Origin of the sequence: Leptospira broomii serovar Hurstbridge str. 5399, assembly GCF_000243715.2 — a bacterium.
Taxonomy (GTDB): domain Bacteria; phylum Spirochaetota; class Leptospiria; order Leptospirales; family Leptospiraceae; genus Leptospira_B; species Leptospira_B broomii.
Map to the genome: position 1 here is coordinate 1878899 of NZ_AHMO02000008.1, position 16428 is coordinate 1895326.

Annotated in this window: 13 protein-coding genes; 7 read left to right on the plus strand and 6 right to left on the minus strand. The window is 43.5% G+C overall.

The window, feature by feature from the left end:
• The first annotated feature begins 86 nt into the window (after positions 1 to 86).
• Positions 87 to 737, plus strand: coding sequence for a thioredoxin family protein (locus tag LEP1GSC050_RS14320; protein ID WP_232225725.1), 651 nt, complete (start codon positions 87 to 89; stop codon positions 735 to 737).
• A gap of 100 nt (positions 738 to 837) precedes the next feature.
• Here the strand turns inward: LEP1GSC050_RS14320 and LEP1GSC050_RS14325 are convergent, their stop codons facing one another.
• From LEP1GSC050_RS14325 to LEP1GSC050_RS14340, 4 genes are all read right to left on the minus strand, one after another.
• Positions 838 to 1269 carry a DUF4345 family protein gene (locus tag LEP1GSC050_RS14325; RefSeq protein WP_010571899.1) on the minus strand — a complete coding sequence of 144 codons (432 nt, stop codon included), beginning with the start codon at positions 1267 to 1269 and terminating at the stop codon, positions 838 to 840.
• 68 nt (positions 1270 to 1337) lie between these two features.
• Complete coding sequence (locus LEP1GSC050_RS14330) at positions 1338 to 2474, minus strand: helix-turn-helix domain-containing protein (protein ID WP_010571900.1); 1137 nt, start codon at positions 2472 to 2474, stop codon at positions 1338 to 1340.
• Positions 2475 to 2485: 11 nt separating this feature from the next.
• Positions 2486 to 3424 (minus strand): hypothetical protein, encoded by a 939-nt coding sequence (locus LEP1GSC050_RS14335; RefSeq protein ID WP_010571901.1) that lies wholly within the window; start codon positions 3422 to 3424, stop codon positions 2486 to 2488.
• Positions 3425 to 3446: 22 nt separating this feature from the next.
• The gene (locus tag LEP1GSC050_RS14340) at positions 3447 to 3956 is read right to left on the minus strand and encodes a tellurite resistance TerB family protein (protein ID WP_020987736.1); all 510 of its coding nucleotides are present in this window, start codon (positions 3954 to 3956) and stop codon (positions 3447 to 3449) included.
• Between the two features lie 115 nt (positions 3957 to 4071).
• On the opposite strand from LEP1GSC050_RS14340, the gene metG reads away from it, so the two are divergent.
• From metG to LEP1GSC050_RS14360, 4 genes are all read left to right on the plus strand, one after another.
• Entirely contained in the window at positions 4072 to 6111 is a 2040-nt protein-coding gene (gene metG / locus LEP1GSC050_RS14345; protein WP_010571903.1) for a methionine--tRNA ligase, read from the plus strand.
• Positions 6112 to 6116: 5 nt separating this feature from the next.
• The gene (locus LEP1GSC050_RS14350; RefSeq protein ID WP_010571904.1) at positions 6117 to 8756 is read left to right on the plus strand and encodes a [protein-PII] uridylyltransferase family protein; all 2640 of its coding nucleotides are present in this window, start codon (positions 6117 to 6119) and stop codon (positions 8754 to 8756) included.
• Between the two features lie 2 nt (positions 8757 to 8758).
• Complete coding sequence (locus tag LEP1GSC050_RS14355; RefSeq protein WP_010571905.1) at positions 8759 to 10480, plus strand: glycoside hydrolase family 13 protein; 1722 nt, start codon at positions 8759 to 8761, stop codon at positions 10478 to 10480.
• 233 nt (positions 10481 to 10713) lie between these two features.
• Positions 10714 to 12441, plus strand: a complete 1728-nt coding sequence (locus LEP1GSC050_RS14360; RefSeq protein WP_010571906.1) for an acyl-CoA dehydrogenase family protein — start codon at positions 10714 to 10716, stop codon at positions 12439 to 12441.
• 112 nt (positions 12442 to 12553) lie between these two features.
• On the opposite strand, the gene trxA is transcribed toward LEP1GSC050_RS14360, so the two are convergent.
• Positions 12554 to 12871, minus strand: coding sequence for a thioredoxin (gene trxA / locus LEP1GSC050_RS14365; RefSeq protein WP_039935376.1), 318 nt, complete (start codon positions 12869 to 12871; stop codon positions 12554 to 12556).
• A 71-nt stretch (positions 12872 to 12942) separates the two neighbouring features.
• Entirely contained in the window at positions 12943 to 13854 is a 912-nt protein-coding gene (locus tag LEP1GSC050_RS14370; RefSeq protein WP_020987567.1) for a TIGR01777 family oxidoreductase, read from the minus strand.
• 178 nt (positions 13855 to 14032) lie between these two features.
• Between LEP1GSC050_RS14370 and LEP1GSC050_RS14375 the strand changes: the two genes are divergently transcribed.
• Together LEP1GSC050_RS14375 and LEP1GSC050_RS14380 are read left to right on the plus strand one after the other, a co-directional pair.
• The gene (locus LEP1GSC050_RS14375) at positions 14033 to 14620 is read left to right on the plus strand and encodes a hypothetical protein (RefSeq protein WP_040911734.1); all 588 of its coding nucleotides are present in this window, start codon (positions 14033 to 14035) and stop codon (positions 14618 to 14620) included.
• A gap of 621 nt (positions 14621 to 15241) precedes the next feature.
• Positions 15242 to 16294 (plus strand): hypothetical protein, encoded by a 1053-nt coding sequence (locus LEP1GSC050_RS14380; RefSeq protein ID WP_010571910.1) that lies wholly within the window; start codon positions 15242 to 15244, stop codon positions 16292 to 16294.
• Positions 16295 to 16428: the final 134 nt, after the last annotated feature.

The window sequence follows — 16428 nt, forward strand, 5'->3', positions numbered from 1 at the left end:
CTCCACATAAGATCGAATTGGCGCTCGTTATAAGAATTTTAGACTCTCAGCTTCGGTGTGATCCGAATAAATAGCGAACCCGCCTAATGAGATCTAGGTCTAAAGTTAATCATTCTGTTCGGTTGGTAGGCTATAAAATGAAGCGAGCGCTTTTTCTATTCTCAATACTTTCGATATTCGTTTATTCACTTTCAGCTATGAAGCCGGGAGATCTTGCTCCGGACTTTTCGGAAAAGGATATCTCCGGAAAATTGCGTAATTTATCCGAGTTTAAAGGTAAGTTTTTGGTTCTTGAGTGGCATAATCAGGGATGTCCTTTCGTTAAAAAACATTATGGATCCGGAAACATGCAAAAATTGCAGAAGGAAATAACTGCAAAGGGAGTGGTTTGGTTGAGCGTGATATCGTCCGCCCCGGGAAAGCAGGGTTATGTTACACCGGAAGAAGAAAAAGAGTTTCTGAAAAAGTCACAAGCTTCTCCGTCGGCAGTATTATTCGATTCGGATGGAACGATGGGGAAGGCATACGGAGCAAAGACAACTCCTCAAATGGTACTTATTTCCCCTCAGGGAAAAATACTGTATAACGGTGCGATTGATGATAAACCTTCCACCGATCAGTCTGATATTCCTTCGGCAAAAAATTATATTACGGCTGCGATAGATGAGGCGTTGGCAGGTAGACAGATCAGCGTTTCGACGTCCCAGCCTTATGGATGCTCCGTTAAGTACGAGTAATAACTGTCGTTAAGAGCTGTAGAATGTACTGCGAGGTCTGTCCGAATTATTTTACGATCCTAAATTCGGACGACGGTTAATCGTCCGAATGTTTTGCGGATCACTTTCGCAAAAGGAAGAATCCTAATGCGATCCCGAAGACTTCGGTTAACATACTAATATATATGTATTCGTTGCCCGGACCGTCGAGAATCAAAGTAATCAATCTGCCGAGAAGAAGTCCTCCCGCGGTCAGAACGGAAATCTGAATCGCCGCGATTCGCGTTTTTGTCTGGAGTATTCCGAGTAGTATCAGGATACCTATTCCCAAGCAAAGACCGCCATACATCGCACGGAAATCGGCAAGTGCGGCGGTTGAGTGTATCGAAAATCCTATCTGGTCCGCCAACATAGTCGGTGCGATAAAGAAACCGACCGCAAAAGCGAAGAAAACCGCTAAATTTAAAAGCAAGTATACTTTAGAGATCAGCGTAAGTAATTTCAAACGAGGTTCGTTTTCGGAATTTTCGAGTTCAAGAGTATGCGTTTTCATATTCCTTCCTTATCTGGATGATAGATAAAGCGGATTATATTCGAATCTAAGGTCCGAGTCGACGGAGGTTATAAAGTCTTTCGATTTTTTTTGTCGGTAGTTATAATTTCCGACATTTTATTTTTTCTTCTATAAGTAATCGGAGTAGCTCCGGTGAATTTTAAAAACGATTCGTTAAAAGAGGACCGATTGTTGAAACCTACTTCGTACGTAATTTCCAAAACCGTCTTATCCGTCCAAATCAATAGTCGTTTGGCCTCTTCGACTCTATACCGATTGATCAGGGAGAAAAAACCGAGGTTCAGTTTTTGGTTGATTAATTCTGACAACTGGTGCGGCGTAAGGGAAAGTTCCTTAGCGATTCCGGCCAGCGATAAATTATCATTCTTATATATTTTTTCAGTTTCTAATAATTCGTTTAATCTCTCGATCAACGAGTCGGAATCCATTCCCTCAAGTCGAGACCTCGCGTATCTGACTTTGGCCAATTCTTTACTTATATTTTCGGAAATATTCGGGTATTTGCTTCTGACGAAAAAAATCAGACATAGCACGAAGGAAATTGCAAGCAGGGCCGATCTAAAAAAGAAAGTCCCGAAAATCGAACCTAATATCACTAAGATAGAAACTGCGAACGTATCTAGTAGGAAAATTCCGAGTAGGACCTTTACGCGAAAGTCTTGACTTTGGCCTAGAACTCTAAATATTTTCGCCGCAAATATCAAGGAATAAATCCCGGCAAAAAAATACGGTAGCTGCGAAGTCCATGTCCGCGGGATAGTTTTATCATCAAATACCTCGGCGGCATAAAGAGACGATCTTTCCAGCCCGAGAATGGGCAAATTATAAACGGCAAAGAATAAACCTACAGTAAAGACGGTAAAACCGATCAATATTCCATATCTTTTAATCGAGAAGTGCTCGTCAGAAATCGTTTTTATAGTCAAGTAGGCAAACGGCGCCGGAAGAAAAAGAAAAGGAAGATGAATATTAGCAAAAAGAAATGGACTACCGGAGCTATCCGTAGCGGTTTTCAGTCCGAATGCGCTTAGCAATTGAATACAAGCAACGGACAGTAAAGTGGAGGAAAAGAAAAAACGGTACGCTTCCTTGGAACGGGAAAGCATTTCATTAACTGATAATAGAACGGCTAAAAAACCGCCGAAGAGAATGAAGCCGTTTTCAAGCCAGACGAGTAGAGTCATTTACAAAATCTTTATTCTTTTCCTAAAAACAAACGTATCCCTTTTGCAATCGTTTGCAAAGTACGAGCCATTAGGTTTTCTAGTTTGGTTTGCAGGAATAATTCCATAATTAATTTTCTTAATGCGATGTCGAATGGCAAGTTGAATTCCGTCCAATCTATTCCGAATCGGAAAGGATAACTTTCCGAATATTCCTCGGGAGAAACGCTCGAATGCACGAGTGTTCCTTCAAAGTCCGTATGATTCTCGTCAATGTGCCTAAATTCGACGGATAAATGAACTTGTTTTTTAAAAAGAGGCAGCGGGATGATTTCTAACCCTGCGAGTTCCCCCCATGTAATCCCGGAAAGGTTTAAGTATCCTCTATCGCCGTTGCGTAACGTTCCTATCCGTAACATTCCTTCTCGTCCTAAACGACAGCTTCCCATTTTGCTCCGAAAAAGAATTTCTAGCGGAGAGCCGACGTCTAACAACCCGTTTTCGATTTTTATATCGCGAATCTGTATATTGAAAATCGGGGTTAAGGTTCGATCTTCTATATCGATACTTGAGTGAATTACTTTTTCGAACTTAATTTGAATTCGACCGCGTCCGGGGAGGTAAGGCGTTTTTTTGCGCGAATCGACACGATTGGTGTAATCCATATGAAAGGAGCGAATATTCACACCAAGGAGTATTAATTTTCCTTTAAGAAGCCTTGCGAGGGAGATTCGAAATTTGAGAAAACTACCTTTAGCATGAACGATATCCGTTCCTAATTCTCCCGGAAAATATATCGTAAAACTTCTCGCCCAAACCCAGAGGCCAGGCAGCATAATACCGGGAGTAAGCCATCCGAATTTAAAGAGTCGGAAAGAAATAATATTTACGATTAATTGAAGAACGGGACCGGAAAGAAGAACTTGAATACCGAAATAAACAAAGAGTAGAACGATAAAATATGAGGACATTAAAGTCGGGCGAGACTTTTACTTAGTCTTTATCGCTCGTATCCGAGTATTTATTATCGATATTTTTTTTATCCATCTGCGATATCTCTAATTCCTTAGCGAGATCGTTTAAGAATTCTTTTTCTCTATCCGTAAAGGATCCGTCGGTCGCGATGATACAAACCGCATCCTCGTAAAAGTTCGCGGCTAAGACCGGATTTCCTTCCGAAAAATCCTTAATCATTTTGATCGGGAGAGGAGATTCAAAAACTTCGGACAATTCTTCTACGATTTCGTCCTTGCTATCTTGATGAGAGTCGAAGATACAATCTTTGTCGAACATCGCTTTGACCATCTGCCCGACTAAATTTCCTTCTCTCTTATGAAAGTTTCCGTCGGCATGACAAGCATAAGACCAGAGGCTAACCAATACCTTGGCATAGTTCATCTTTAACTGGAAAATTTCCGATTCCGGATCGAGGCCTTTCTGAAATTTTTCGTAAAATTCGTGGCCAGGCAGAACCTTACTCGCTAAGGATGAAACCCTCTCCATTTTTTGCCTTCCTTCTCCAAACACTTTGCGTATTTCCGAAGTATTTTACTGTACGCGGACGATTTGCAATGAAAATCCATGTTGCTTTTGCGGGAATTTTTCGCATCTTGACTACGTGAGAACTGATAGGAAACGCCGGATACTTGTTACTTCCGCCCTACCTTACGCGAACGGGCCTATTCATTTGGGCCATGTTTTGGAAGCTGTCCAAACGGACGTTTATGTCCGCTTCCAGAAAGCGAACGGAAACGAATGTTATTTCTTTTGCGCGGACGACACGCATGGAACTCCAATCATGCTCGCTGCGAGAAAAGAAGGCATCGCTCCGGAACAACTGATCGATCGTGTTCGTAAGGAACACTATCGCGACCTAAACGGCTTTTTAGTCGATTACGATAATTATTATACTACAAATTCCGAAGAAAATCGCGCTCTTTCGGAAGAAATTTACCTTACCTTAAAGGCGAAGGGGCATATCGCAGAACGGGAAATCGAGCAGGCATATTGCGATCATGATAAAATGTTTCTACCGGATCGCTTTATTAAGGGAACTTGTCCGAATTGCGGGTCGACGGATCAGTATGGAGATAGTTGCGAAGTCTGCGGGGCCACGTATTCTCCTAAAGATTTAAAGGATTCCCATTGTTCCCTTTGTGGAACTCCTCCAGTTACCCGAAATTCAAAACATATATTCTTCAAGCTCGGGGATTTTTCGGAGTATCTATCGAACTGGGTGGAACAGGGGGCGCACGTAGCGGAAGGCGTTCGGAAAAAATTGAAGGAATGGTTCGAGACCGGCCTTCAAGATTGGGATATCTCCCGCGATGGACCGTATTTCGGATTTCAAATCCCCGGAGAAACCGAGAAGTATTTCTACGTCTGGCTAGACGCTCCGATCGGATACATGGCATCTAGTTTAAATTTTTTCAAAGGAGATCGGAGTAAGTTCGATTCTTTTTGGAAGGACGAAGAATCGGAAATAGCTCATTTTATCGGTAAGGATATACTTTACTTTCATACTCTCTTTTGGCCTGCCACATTAGAAGGTGGAGGATATCGATCTCCCTCTCTCGTTCATGTTCATGGCTTTATCACCGTTAACGGAGAAAAAATGTCCAAGTCTAGAGGGACATTTATTCGAGCCGAAGATTATTTAAAACATTTAGATCCGGAGCATCTTCGTTTTTATTTGGCGGGGAAGCTCGGTCCAGGTATGGACGATCTCGATCTTTCTTTCGACGATTATACGGCTAAGGTTAATTCCGATTTGGTCGGGAACTTCGTAAACCTAGTGTCGCGGGTTTCGACTTCTATATTAGATAAATTAGATAGAAGATTGGGCAAACTTTCTCCCGACGGTAAAAAACTTCTGGAAGAACTACGTTCATCGAACGAAAAAATCCGGGACTGGTATGAGACTAGAAATTACGGCAGAGTGATGCGAGAATGTTCCAGATTGGGAGACATCGCAAATAAATACGTTAATGATCTCGCACCTTGGGCCCAGATCAAAGAAGATCCGGAAAAAGCCAGAGAGACTGTGACTGTCGGGTTGAATGCGGCTCGAATTCTTGCCATATATTTGTTTCCGGTTATTCCGAAGATATCCGTCAAAGTACATAAACTTTTAGGATTAAACGATCCTCCCTCCTTTGCGGATTTGTATTCGGATCGGGAAGAAATCAAGATCGCTCCCTACGAAATGATAACAAAGCGAGTGGAAGAGAAGGCAATTCAGGTTATGATAGAAGAAAATAAAACTCTCGCCGTCGAAACGACTTCATCTCCGAATACGACGAGTCCTAAAACGGATGGCATCGCGAATCTCTCCGAAATTTCGATCGAAGAGTTGGGAAAAATCGATCTTAGAGTCGGATTAATCACGGAAGCAGGACCCGTAGAAGGTGCGGACAAGCTGGTTCAGGTTAAATTGGATCTAGGACCGATCGGGCATAAGAACGTCTTTGCCGGAATTAAAGCCTCGTACCAACCGGAGACTTTAAAAGGTCTAAAGGTTGTAGCCGTCGCTAATCTAAAACCGAGAAAAATGAAGTTCGGTCTTTCCGAAGCGATGTTACTTGCAGCCGGCGAAGGGGATAGTTTGACGCTCTTTGTCCCGCATAGAGATGCAAAGCCGGGCGACCGACTTAAATAGGGATTATGCCCTTAGAATTAGACATTACATATAGTTTCCAGAGACTTTTGGAAAAAAGCAGGTCCGTTTCGGGTAAGCTAGTTTCCAGACAGCTCACTTTCATAATCGATTCGTTTTTACGAAGCAAATTTGAGAAGGCAGTCGGCATTCTGGGCCGCGGTGAAAAGATCGCCTTGGTTGCATTAGGTGGATACGGAAGGATGGAGATTTCCCCCCATTCCGACGTAGATATATTATATCTTCATAATGGAATTTCGGAGACTAAGCTATCCGAAATCATCTCGTCGATAAATACTTATCTTTATAACTCCGGTAAGGAAGTCGGACATATCTGTCGGACTATCAAAGAATCGTTTCGATATTTGGATGACATGTCCAGTTTTCACGCCATTTTGGACAGCCGCTTTTTGATCGGCTCAAGGGAGATCTATCAAAAATACCGATTAGAGTTTTTAGAAAAACTTCCCTCGAAATATATCGAAGCTTATAACGAGGCCAAAGAACTTCAGCTTTCGGACCGGTTCTTGCGCGAGGACAAGCCGATCCTTTTGTCCGAACCGAATTTGAAAACGGATATATGCGGTTTGCGGGATATTCAATGCGTTTATTGGCATGAGAAGTCTCTGAATCCGATTCCTTCTTTGGGGGCCCTTGCCTTGCTTCCGGTTTTTCAAAGAGGAGAGGCGCAACTTTTAGAGGAAGCTTACGATTTTTTACTTCGAACTAGGATCGCATTGCATGTCGTAACGGGTCGTAAACACGATAGATTGGATTTAAATCTGCAACCCGAAGTGGCCGAATATTTAGGTTTTGGAAAAAAAGAAAATTTGCAAACCGTGGAAAAGTTCATGAACGAACTGTACGGGCACCAAAAGAACGTCTTTTTCGTAATGCGTAGTTATCTTGATTTCGTAATCGAACGAAGAAAACCGGGCCGAGCAGAATCGATTGCGTATGAAGGACTTTCATTTTCCAAGGTACGCAATGCTGTATTTCCACCTATGGAAGGAGAACGAAATCTATTCGCCGATCCGCATACTTTATACGAGGATGTCATACTTACGTTTCGAATGATTCAAGAAACGGGGCTACTCGTTTCCGGAACTTTGTTAAACGAAATTAGGTTCGCTTCTCCTTTTTTGGACGACGATTTTAGATATTCGGCGGAAGTGAATGCTGAATTTTTGAAGATCCTTAGGCTTCCTAAGGACAGAGGTAGAGTGCTTAAGCTGATGCACGAATGCCAAGTTCTTGGAGCGCTAGTTCCCGAGTTCGGAGCCTGTACCAACTTTGCCCTGTTCAGCTATCATCACGAGTATACGGTTGATGAACATACTCTATTGATCCTGCATGAACTGGATTGTCTTGACCGCGGTGAGTTTGAAGATTCCGAAATTCTCCAAGTATATAAGGAATGCATAAAGACCGAAATTCTATCCCTAGCTATTCTTCTTCACGATGCCGGTAAGGTCAAAGAAGGGGATCATTCCGAATACGGAGCGGAATTGGCGGTATCGGTAGGGGACCGGCTCGGTCTTTCGGAAGAAGATACGGATCTTTGCAGATTCTTAGTCGAAAAACATATCTCCATGTCGGAACTTTCTTCCAAGAGAGATATTTCCGATCCCTCATTAATCCGAAGTTTTGCAAGAACGGTAGGTACGCCGGAAAGACTCAGGCTTCTTTATATTCTCACCATCATCGACACGAAATCGGTAGGGAGTAACGTTCTTACAAATTGGAAAAAGGCGATTCTAAGCGACCTTTTTCGGAATACGATGTCTTACTTAAAAGCCAAGGGAGTGCCTCAGGAAGAAATTCAAGAGGAAGCCGAAAGGATCGTGCTTTCGAAAGATTTAGTGGCGTATCTGACGGAAAAGGAAGGGCAGGATCCTGGAATTTCCAGAAGCGTTGCTTCCTTCGCTTATTCGGTTATTCCGCATAGTTATCTGAAGACGGTTTCGAATCGTAAGATACTGAAACATTTTAAGACGATCGCGACCTTAAGTCAGGAATCGACGGAAAAACTTTTATTCGAATCCGAAAGAGACCCCGCTTTCGTTTCAGTGGAGGTAGTTAGTCGCGAACTACCCGAGATTCTATTAGATTTATGTTGTTCAGTGTCTTCGGAAGGATTAAGTTTGGTCGGAATGCAAAGTTATACTTCTAGCGAATTTCAAATTCATATTTTGCAGATAACGGATTCCCAGGGCAGTGGAAATATTTCGCCGGAAAAAATTTCCAGAATGGAAGGTAAGCTTCGTTTAATGGCGACGGGAAAATTGCAACGAGACAGTATTGCCTTCGAGCCGACGGAATGGAATCCTCGTAAGGCCATTCCTGAAAGCATCGTCAATCGCTCGGTCCGCTTTTCCAACGAGGATTTATCGGACGTTACGATTATGGAAGTGCGGATGCCGGATATGGTCGGTTTAGTTTATAGAATATTACGAAAAGTGTTTGAATTCGGATTGAAAGTGTCATATTTACGGGTTTCCACCTCCGCAGACTATGCGTACGACTCGTTTTATCTTCAGACTCAAAACGGGGAGCAAGTAAAGGACGCGGAATTTCTTTCCTCATTAGAGGCTCGGATCTTGGGAATTCAGGCAACGGAAAGAGTGACAGGGGAACTCGTGTTTTAAAAATGGTCCGTATGGATTCGGCCCGCAGTTCTTCTACGATTTCTATTAGAAAAATGGAAAACCCGAGTACGCCAAAAAAAGGCAAGAAAACACCCCGCGCAAAGAAAACGGATCCGGATTGGTGGAAGAACGCGGTCATTTATCAAATATATCCTAGAAGTTTCCGAGATGCGAACGGAGACGGTGTCGGAGACCTAGAAGGAATCATCCAAAAGTTAGATTATTTAAACGACGGGACTCCGAATTCGTTGGGAATCGATGCCATTTGGTTGTCTCCGATTTATCCCTCTCCCATGTACGATTTCGGATATGATATCTCGGACTACGATAATATAGATCCGATTTTCGGGGACCTGGAAACATTCAAACGTCTTTTAAAGGAAGCGCATAAGAGAAAGATCCGAATCATCATGGATCTTGTTGCGAATCACACATCGCATCTTCACCCTTGGTTTATCGAATCTAGGTCATCCAAGAATAATCCGAAACGAGATTGGTATATATGGAAAGACCCCGTTAAAGGAGGTCCTCCCAATAATTGGATGGGAACTTTCGGCGGTAAGGCATGGGCTTTCGACCCTGAAACCGGGCAATACTATTATCATTCCTTTTTAACCGAACAACCCGATTTGAATTGGCGAAATCCGGAAGTCAAGAAAGCGATTTTTGGAATGGTCAAGAATTGGTTGGATCTCGGCGTAGACGGTTTTCGACTAGATGTTGTAAATCTCTTTGTTAAAGATTCCGAGTTTCGAAGTAATCCTCGTAAGAGATGGATTGCGAGACCGTTTGATCAGCAGGATCATCTTTACGACCGGGACCGACCCGAGATGCACGGTATCCTAAAGGATCTGCGCAAGTTGTTGAATTCTTACGGAGATAGAATGTCCGTGGGCGAAGTGATGATGGAACCTCCCGGGACTAGCGTACTGCCGGCTTCCTATTACGGAGACAAGGGCGACGAGTTGCACATGGCGTTCAACTTCGCGTTCTTTCATACTCCCTGGAAAGCGGAAAGGTTTAGGGACGTGATTAAGGAATGGGAAAAGTGTCTGCGCGATAGGGGTTGGCCTAATTATACTTTAAGTAATCATGATTTTCGACGACATATCACAAGATATTCCAAGGGATCCGAAACGATCTTTCGAGCGAAAATCGCCGCGCTAATGCTCTTAACGTTACGCGGAACTCCGTTTTTATATTACGGAGAGGAGCTCGGGATGAAGGACGAAAGAGTTCCCAAGGATAGAATCCAAGATCCGGTCGGAAAACGTTATTGGCCTTTTTATCCGAGTCGAGATAATTGTAGACTACCGATGTGCTGGTCCTCCGATAAAAACGCCGGATTCGGTATTGCCGACCCGTGGTTGCCGGTTTTTTCCCAGTACGAAACGATTAACGTAGAAACTCAATCTAGAAACATTGAAAGCCTTTTGAACTTTTATAGAAAGCTAATATGGCTGCGTAAAGGAAATGAAGTATTACGAAAAGGAAGTCTTTCCTTGGATTACGATTCCCCACCCGGCGTTTTACAATATACGCGGGAATACGAAAAGAAGAAATGTTTAGTAATCCTTAATTTCGAGAACGAACCTAAAAAGATCGTCGCTAATGCAAATCGTACGGCTCACGTTCTTATCTCCACGCATCGTAAACCTGAAAAAATGGAGATACCGGTAGTGTTTGCCATAGCTCCTTACGAAGGCTTAGTGCTCGAGTATTAAGCGAAGCTTTCCGTCGAAATTATTTAGATTTGTCGGTAGCTCAATTTTTTGTAAATTAGATCCTTTCAAAAGCCGATTTCGTTTAGGATCGGGATTCTCGATCCGTTAGTTTCTTATCTAACGTCGTTCATGATAGTATAATGTCTTGCGCCTAATCCTTAAAAAAAGAGTGCATATACGGGTTCTCGTCGTAAGATAGGAGTTAGAAATATTTCGATTGTTTGGAAATCAACATGGACTATCCACTTCGTCTTGCGGAAAACCCCGGACTCGCACCTTATGATGTGTCTTCTTACAAAGGAAATCGAGGGAAAAACTTTTACGATCTCGATAAAGTATTACAGCGGGTCATTGAACGCTACTCCGTAGGTTACGATCCCGCTCACAAAAAGGCCATGATCGACCATTTGCGCGGCTACGGCGAACTCGTCGGCGGAACTTTAGACGAACTTACGGAGGCTTCTCATAAAGAGGGCAAATACGGGGAAATCGTAAAATTCGATCGCGCCGGAAATCGTATCGATTTGGTCGTTTATTCTCCCGAACAAAAACTTTCCCGGAAAATATCCTATGATTACGGAATTGTAAATTTAGATTTTCATGATGAATGGAAGTTTCCGTTTACGGATTTACATCGGTCCTCCTTGGCATATTTAGCCAATCAAAACGGAGAAGGCGGGATGACCTGTCCCCTCGCAATGACGGACGGTATGATTAACGTTTTGAAAGCGATAGGAACCGAAGAGCAAAAGAAAAAGTATCTTCCTTTGGTGGCGGGTAAGGGGTCGTCCTCCCATTTTATGGCAGGGCAATACGTCACCGAGCGAGTCGGAGGAAGCAATGTTGCCGCCAATCGAACGATTGCCCGCAAGGGAGAAAATGGAAAGTGGATTTTAAACGGAGAAAAATGGTTCTGTTCCAATCCGGGAGATCTCTGGGTAACGACAGCCAAGTTGGAAGGGACTGAAACCATCGGCTTATTTTTAGTTCCTAGAATTAAAGACAACGGAGAGTTAAACGGCCATCATATTCTGCGGAAAAAGGATATCATCGGCTCCAAGGGTAAGTTGACCGTCGAGATCGTATATGAAGACGTCGAGGCGGAAACTTTGGGTCGTCCGGCTCACGGGATAGCAAACTTAATCCGTTACGTTATCCGAACTTCTAGAGTCCATGTGTCGATCGCGGCCGCCGGAATGTCCAGAAGGGCCTTCATGGAAGCTTTGGAATATTCCAGATTCAGAACCGCTTACGGAAAGAAGATCAAAGAATTTTCGGCTTATTCGAGGGAGCTAGCGGAACTTCGGACCTTATACGCGGCCGTGGTTTTTTTGATTTATCGAGGGATCGATTGGGGTTCGAAAGGAATTCTTGCCGAACAACTTTCCACTCCTTTGATGAAATATAAATCCTCTTCCCTTTCTTCTCAGATCACGCACAGGGCAATCATGGCCTTGGGAGGTTCCGGAATAATCGGCGACTATACTTGTCTTCCGAGACTTCATAACGATTGTATTATCAACGAAACTTGGGAAGGAACCCACCTCATCATTACCGATCACGCGTTAGGAGCGATGAATCGCGCCAAAATACGTGATTCCTTCGTGGCGGAAGTCGGAAAGAATTTTACTGCTGCAAAAGCCGTTTCCGAACTCCAAGAGTTAGCGAAGTTCGGTGAAGATTTGTTGTCCAAATGGGTGAAGAACCTGGAGGAAAAACCGAGAGAATGGAAGGAAACGTATAGACTCGATCTATCCGATCTTGCATTTGGAGCTCTTGCGCTTTCGGAATTTTTGGAGCAGGCTGTTCACGATCGAGCCGCCGGAATTAAGAATTCATTATTCGATTCGTTTGCAAAAGGATTTGCAGGTTATCTATTTAGAACTCTTCCGGAAGCTAAAGGAGATTTTGAAAAATTTCGCTTAGGATCGGATGAAATAGCTAGGATCGTCGAGTGGTGAATTTCAATATTAGAAAATTTAGAGACTCCGTTCCTCTCTTCAATGGGAACGGGGCCTCTAAAACGTAGAATCTACGGCAGATCGTTTAAGTTTGCAATCGAACGGAGCGGACTTATGCAAGCTTCGGTCCGAAGACTTTTTCCATCTGAGCCTGAGGAATTGCTCCCACTACTTTTTCCGAAATTTGACCGGCTTTGAAAAGCATTAAGGTCGGAACGGATAAGATTCCGTATTTTTGAGCGATATCGGGTTGTTCGTCGATGTCGACTTTTACGACGGTAACTTTCCCTTTGTGGGATTGGGCAAATTTCTCCAATTCCGGCGCGACCATCTTACACGGACCGCACCAGGTTGCCCAAAAGTCTACCAATATGGGCTTATCATGGGTTTTGAGAAGTTCTTCGAATGAGCCTGGTAAAGTGTTTTCCATATTTGTTAGACTTAGAAGGGTTCTAACTGGAAATCGATTTTTCGATTTTATCCGAGACTAAAAATCGAAATTCATCCCAATAAACTTCGTAAAGCTCCTTCTAAATTAGGGTATCTAAACTTATAACCTAATTCCAGCAAACGTTTGGGAATCACTCTTTGCCCGTGGGTTGCTACTTGCGCTCCGTCTCCGAAAGCAAGTTTGAGAGCGAAGGAAGGAATACGGGTAAAGGAAGGACGATTTAGCGTTCTACCTAATACCTTACTAAATTGTTCGTTCGATATCGGTTCGGGAGAAACCAAATTAAAAGGGCCGGTAGTTTCCGGTCTTTTTAGCAGAAATAATACGATAGAGAGTAGGTCTTCTATATGAATCCAGGAAAGAATTTGGTTTCCGGATCCGATGGGACCTCCTGCAAAAAGACGGAATGCGGGAAGCATGGCCGCCAAAGCTCCACCTTCCGTCGAAAGCACGACTCCGGTTCTTAAAAGTACAGTACGGATTCCTTTTTTTTCCGCCTCCAAAGCTTCCTTTTCCCAGGCTTGGCAGAGATTGCTTAGTTCGTCTTGTGCTGCGGGAGTCGATTCGTCGAAAGGAGGAGTAGACGATTCAAAGGAACCGTAAATGCCGATTGCGGACGCATTAAATAAAGCTTTCGGCCCCGATTCGCCTAACGAAGATAGAACTGAAACCAGATCTCTAGTATAATCGATTCGCGAGGTTCGAATTTTTTCCCTGTACTCTTCGGTCCAACGATTTCCTGCGATCGGTTCGCCCGCTAAATTAATCAGGATGTCGACTCCTTCCAAATCGATTCGGGTCGGAAGAGGGCCGATACGAATGTCCCATTCGGAAGTCCTTTGCAATCGATAGGGAAGTTTTCCGCTACGACTAAAAAGACGCACTTGATATCCTTCTGCCCGAAGTCGAAGTGCAAGCAAAGATCCGATGAGTCCGGTCCCGCCGGAAATACCGATAAGCATAGGTTTGTTCCGTCCTTAGATCGTATCTCGGGAAAAATTAAAAAACTTTTTTCCAGAGACGTTGTGGAGCATAATTTGACATCCGTTTCTATCCGACAAGAACAAAGGAAATCCTTCTTGCTCTTAGTGGAATCTTCGCATACTTTGAACTTAGAGATCCGGAATGAGACTTAAATCTTTGCCAAAAATAATCGCGTTCGCCTTTCCTTCCGCCATACTTCTCGCAAACTTCTATCTATTTTCGACGACCGAACATAAGATCGAAGAATACAAAAACGAACCTCCTTTTTTACGTTTTGATTTCACCGATTCTTATTTGGAGGATCGCTCTTCTCAAGCGTTCCATTTAGTGGACGGCAAGGATTCCACTGAGTGGAAAAAACTGCGACCTTCTTCCCGCGCTATGGACTTCGATGCGGAACTTAGACTTTCTCATAGATTACGGAACGGAATTTATAGTCCTTCGCATTGGAAGGAAATTATCGTAAGGGCTTGCTCCAAGAAAGCTCCGAAGTTAAAGTTTAAAATATTTTTACGGGAAGCGATCAACGTAGATAAGGAATCCCGTCTGCCGGATGATATTATCTATGTTTCTCAAACTCTCGATTTCAGCAAATCGGAAGAAATTCGTTTTCCTCTGACTAAAAAATTCTACCCCGTGCCTGCAAAAGATTATCCGAAAGGAATTATTATCTGGTCCGTCGAAGGAACATTTCAAGGAATGGGGCCGGATGCCTGTTTAAAGGAAATTCAAATTTTAGAATAGTAGGTTGGGCGCGCCCCGCATTCGACTCTTCGAGAACATTCTAGTTAAAAGGGTCGGGCTGCTACGGACTACGCTTCGCTCCGGCCCTCGCCTTCGGCTCGGGGCCGCTTTGCGTCCTTCACATCCCTCGCGCGACGAATTACTTTCTCCTAATGAAATACGCGCCGTCCGAATATTTGCTCGCGTTCTTCCCGTTTTCGCCCGGACATTTTCATAATTGTCGCGAATCCGGGATTTTATTCTATCTCCGTTTTAATAATTCTGACTTCACGGACTTCCTCCAAGGAAGGAGCATCAATAAATTTCAATCTATCTTTTGAGTTCGATCGATAGAAAAGAGTTTGGCTTTAATAGTCCGAATTTTATGCGAAAATCATAAAATGGACTTTTTAAAGCAAATTATGTCGGAGATTTCCTGCGAGATCGGCATGGAGGTTTCGAAAGAATGCGATTCCAGGAAATAAATATTTGATTTAGAATTCCTAAATTTCGGATTTTAGAGTCGGAAATTTATGTCCGATCGAAATTTTTTTTTATTTTATAAAATTTATGCGTCCCACTTACGATAAAGTCGCTTAATATTAGCTGTTATCTAAATTTACGAATCGAGGAATTAATAAAATGAAACGAACTTTGATGGGCTTAGTTTTGGTTCCGATCGCACTGGGACTCGGTTTTATAGCGTGTCATAAATCCAACTCTAGTAGCGGCAACGCCGGACTTCTCTTGGCTGCCATTGCGGACCAAAATCAGGTAGGAAACACGGTCGGTTCCGGAATGAATGCAATTTCGAACGCCAATTCAGGAAATACGGACAGTTCCGGCTCGGGAGTAGCTTTTTATTATCCGATTCCGCATCGTTCCTACTTTGAAAACGCTTTGATCTCGTTTCAAGAATTCGATCCTACAAAATTGATTTCGAGTCCGCTTGAGGCGACAACGTTCACACTAAATTGTCCTAAGGGTGGAACGGCTGTGAGAGCGCCGCAGGGAGCCGATCTAACGACTGCAGCAACCGTAAACGTGATTTGGACATATACGAGCTGTGCCTTCGGTCCAGGGTTGCAACTCAACGGAACTTTGGAAAACGACTGGAGCGGTTTAGCCATGGCAAGTCCTCCGACACAAAACGGAACCGTTTTGAATGTGGCCTCTTCTTTGACGATTTCCGATCCTAGCATAGGCGCTTCCATGACTCAATCCGCTGTGACGAATACTCTTGGAATGGGAGTCGTGAATACCAACGTAAACGTCGCGCATGTACTTACTTTTACTAGCGCCACTGCATATACGATCAATACAAATATAACTCGTCTTGCAACCGTATTCGGAAAACAGATCTTTTCACATACGGTCACTACTCCAACACCTCTTAGTGTTACCTTTAGTCAGGGCGGAGGAACCCGTACGATTAATTCCGGGGTACAAAGTATCAAACATAACCTAGCGAATTTTACGGCTACGTTAACTTACACTAGCGTGGTATTTTCGTATAAAAATTGCCTACCTACAAGCGGTTCGATTGCAATCGCGGTGAGTGGAACTCGCTCGGGTTCAGGAACGGTAACATTTAGCGGGGGCACCGCAACATATAACTATACGGCAACAACTCCGAACGGTTCCGACAAAAACGAATCCGGAACGATCACTCTTCAAGGTTGTAGCATGAACTAAAGGTTCACTTTTCTCTTTATTGATGCGATCGAGTTCGTGAACCTACGGGCTCGATTGCTTTATGTACGCGCGTCAAATCGCCGATTTTAAACTCTAATTCCGGGCATCCCGAATTTTTCTCGATAGCGGAAATA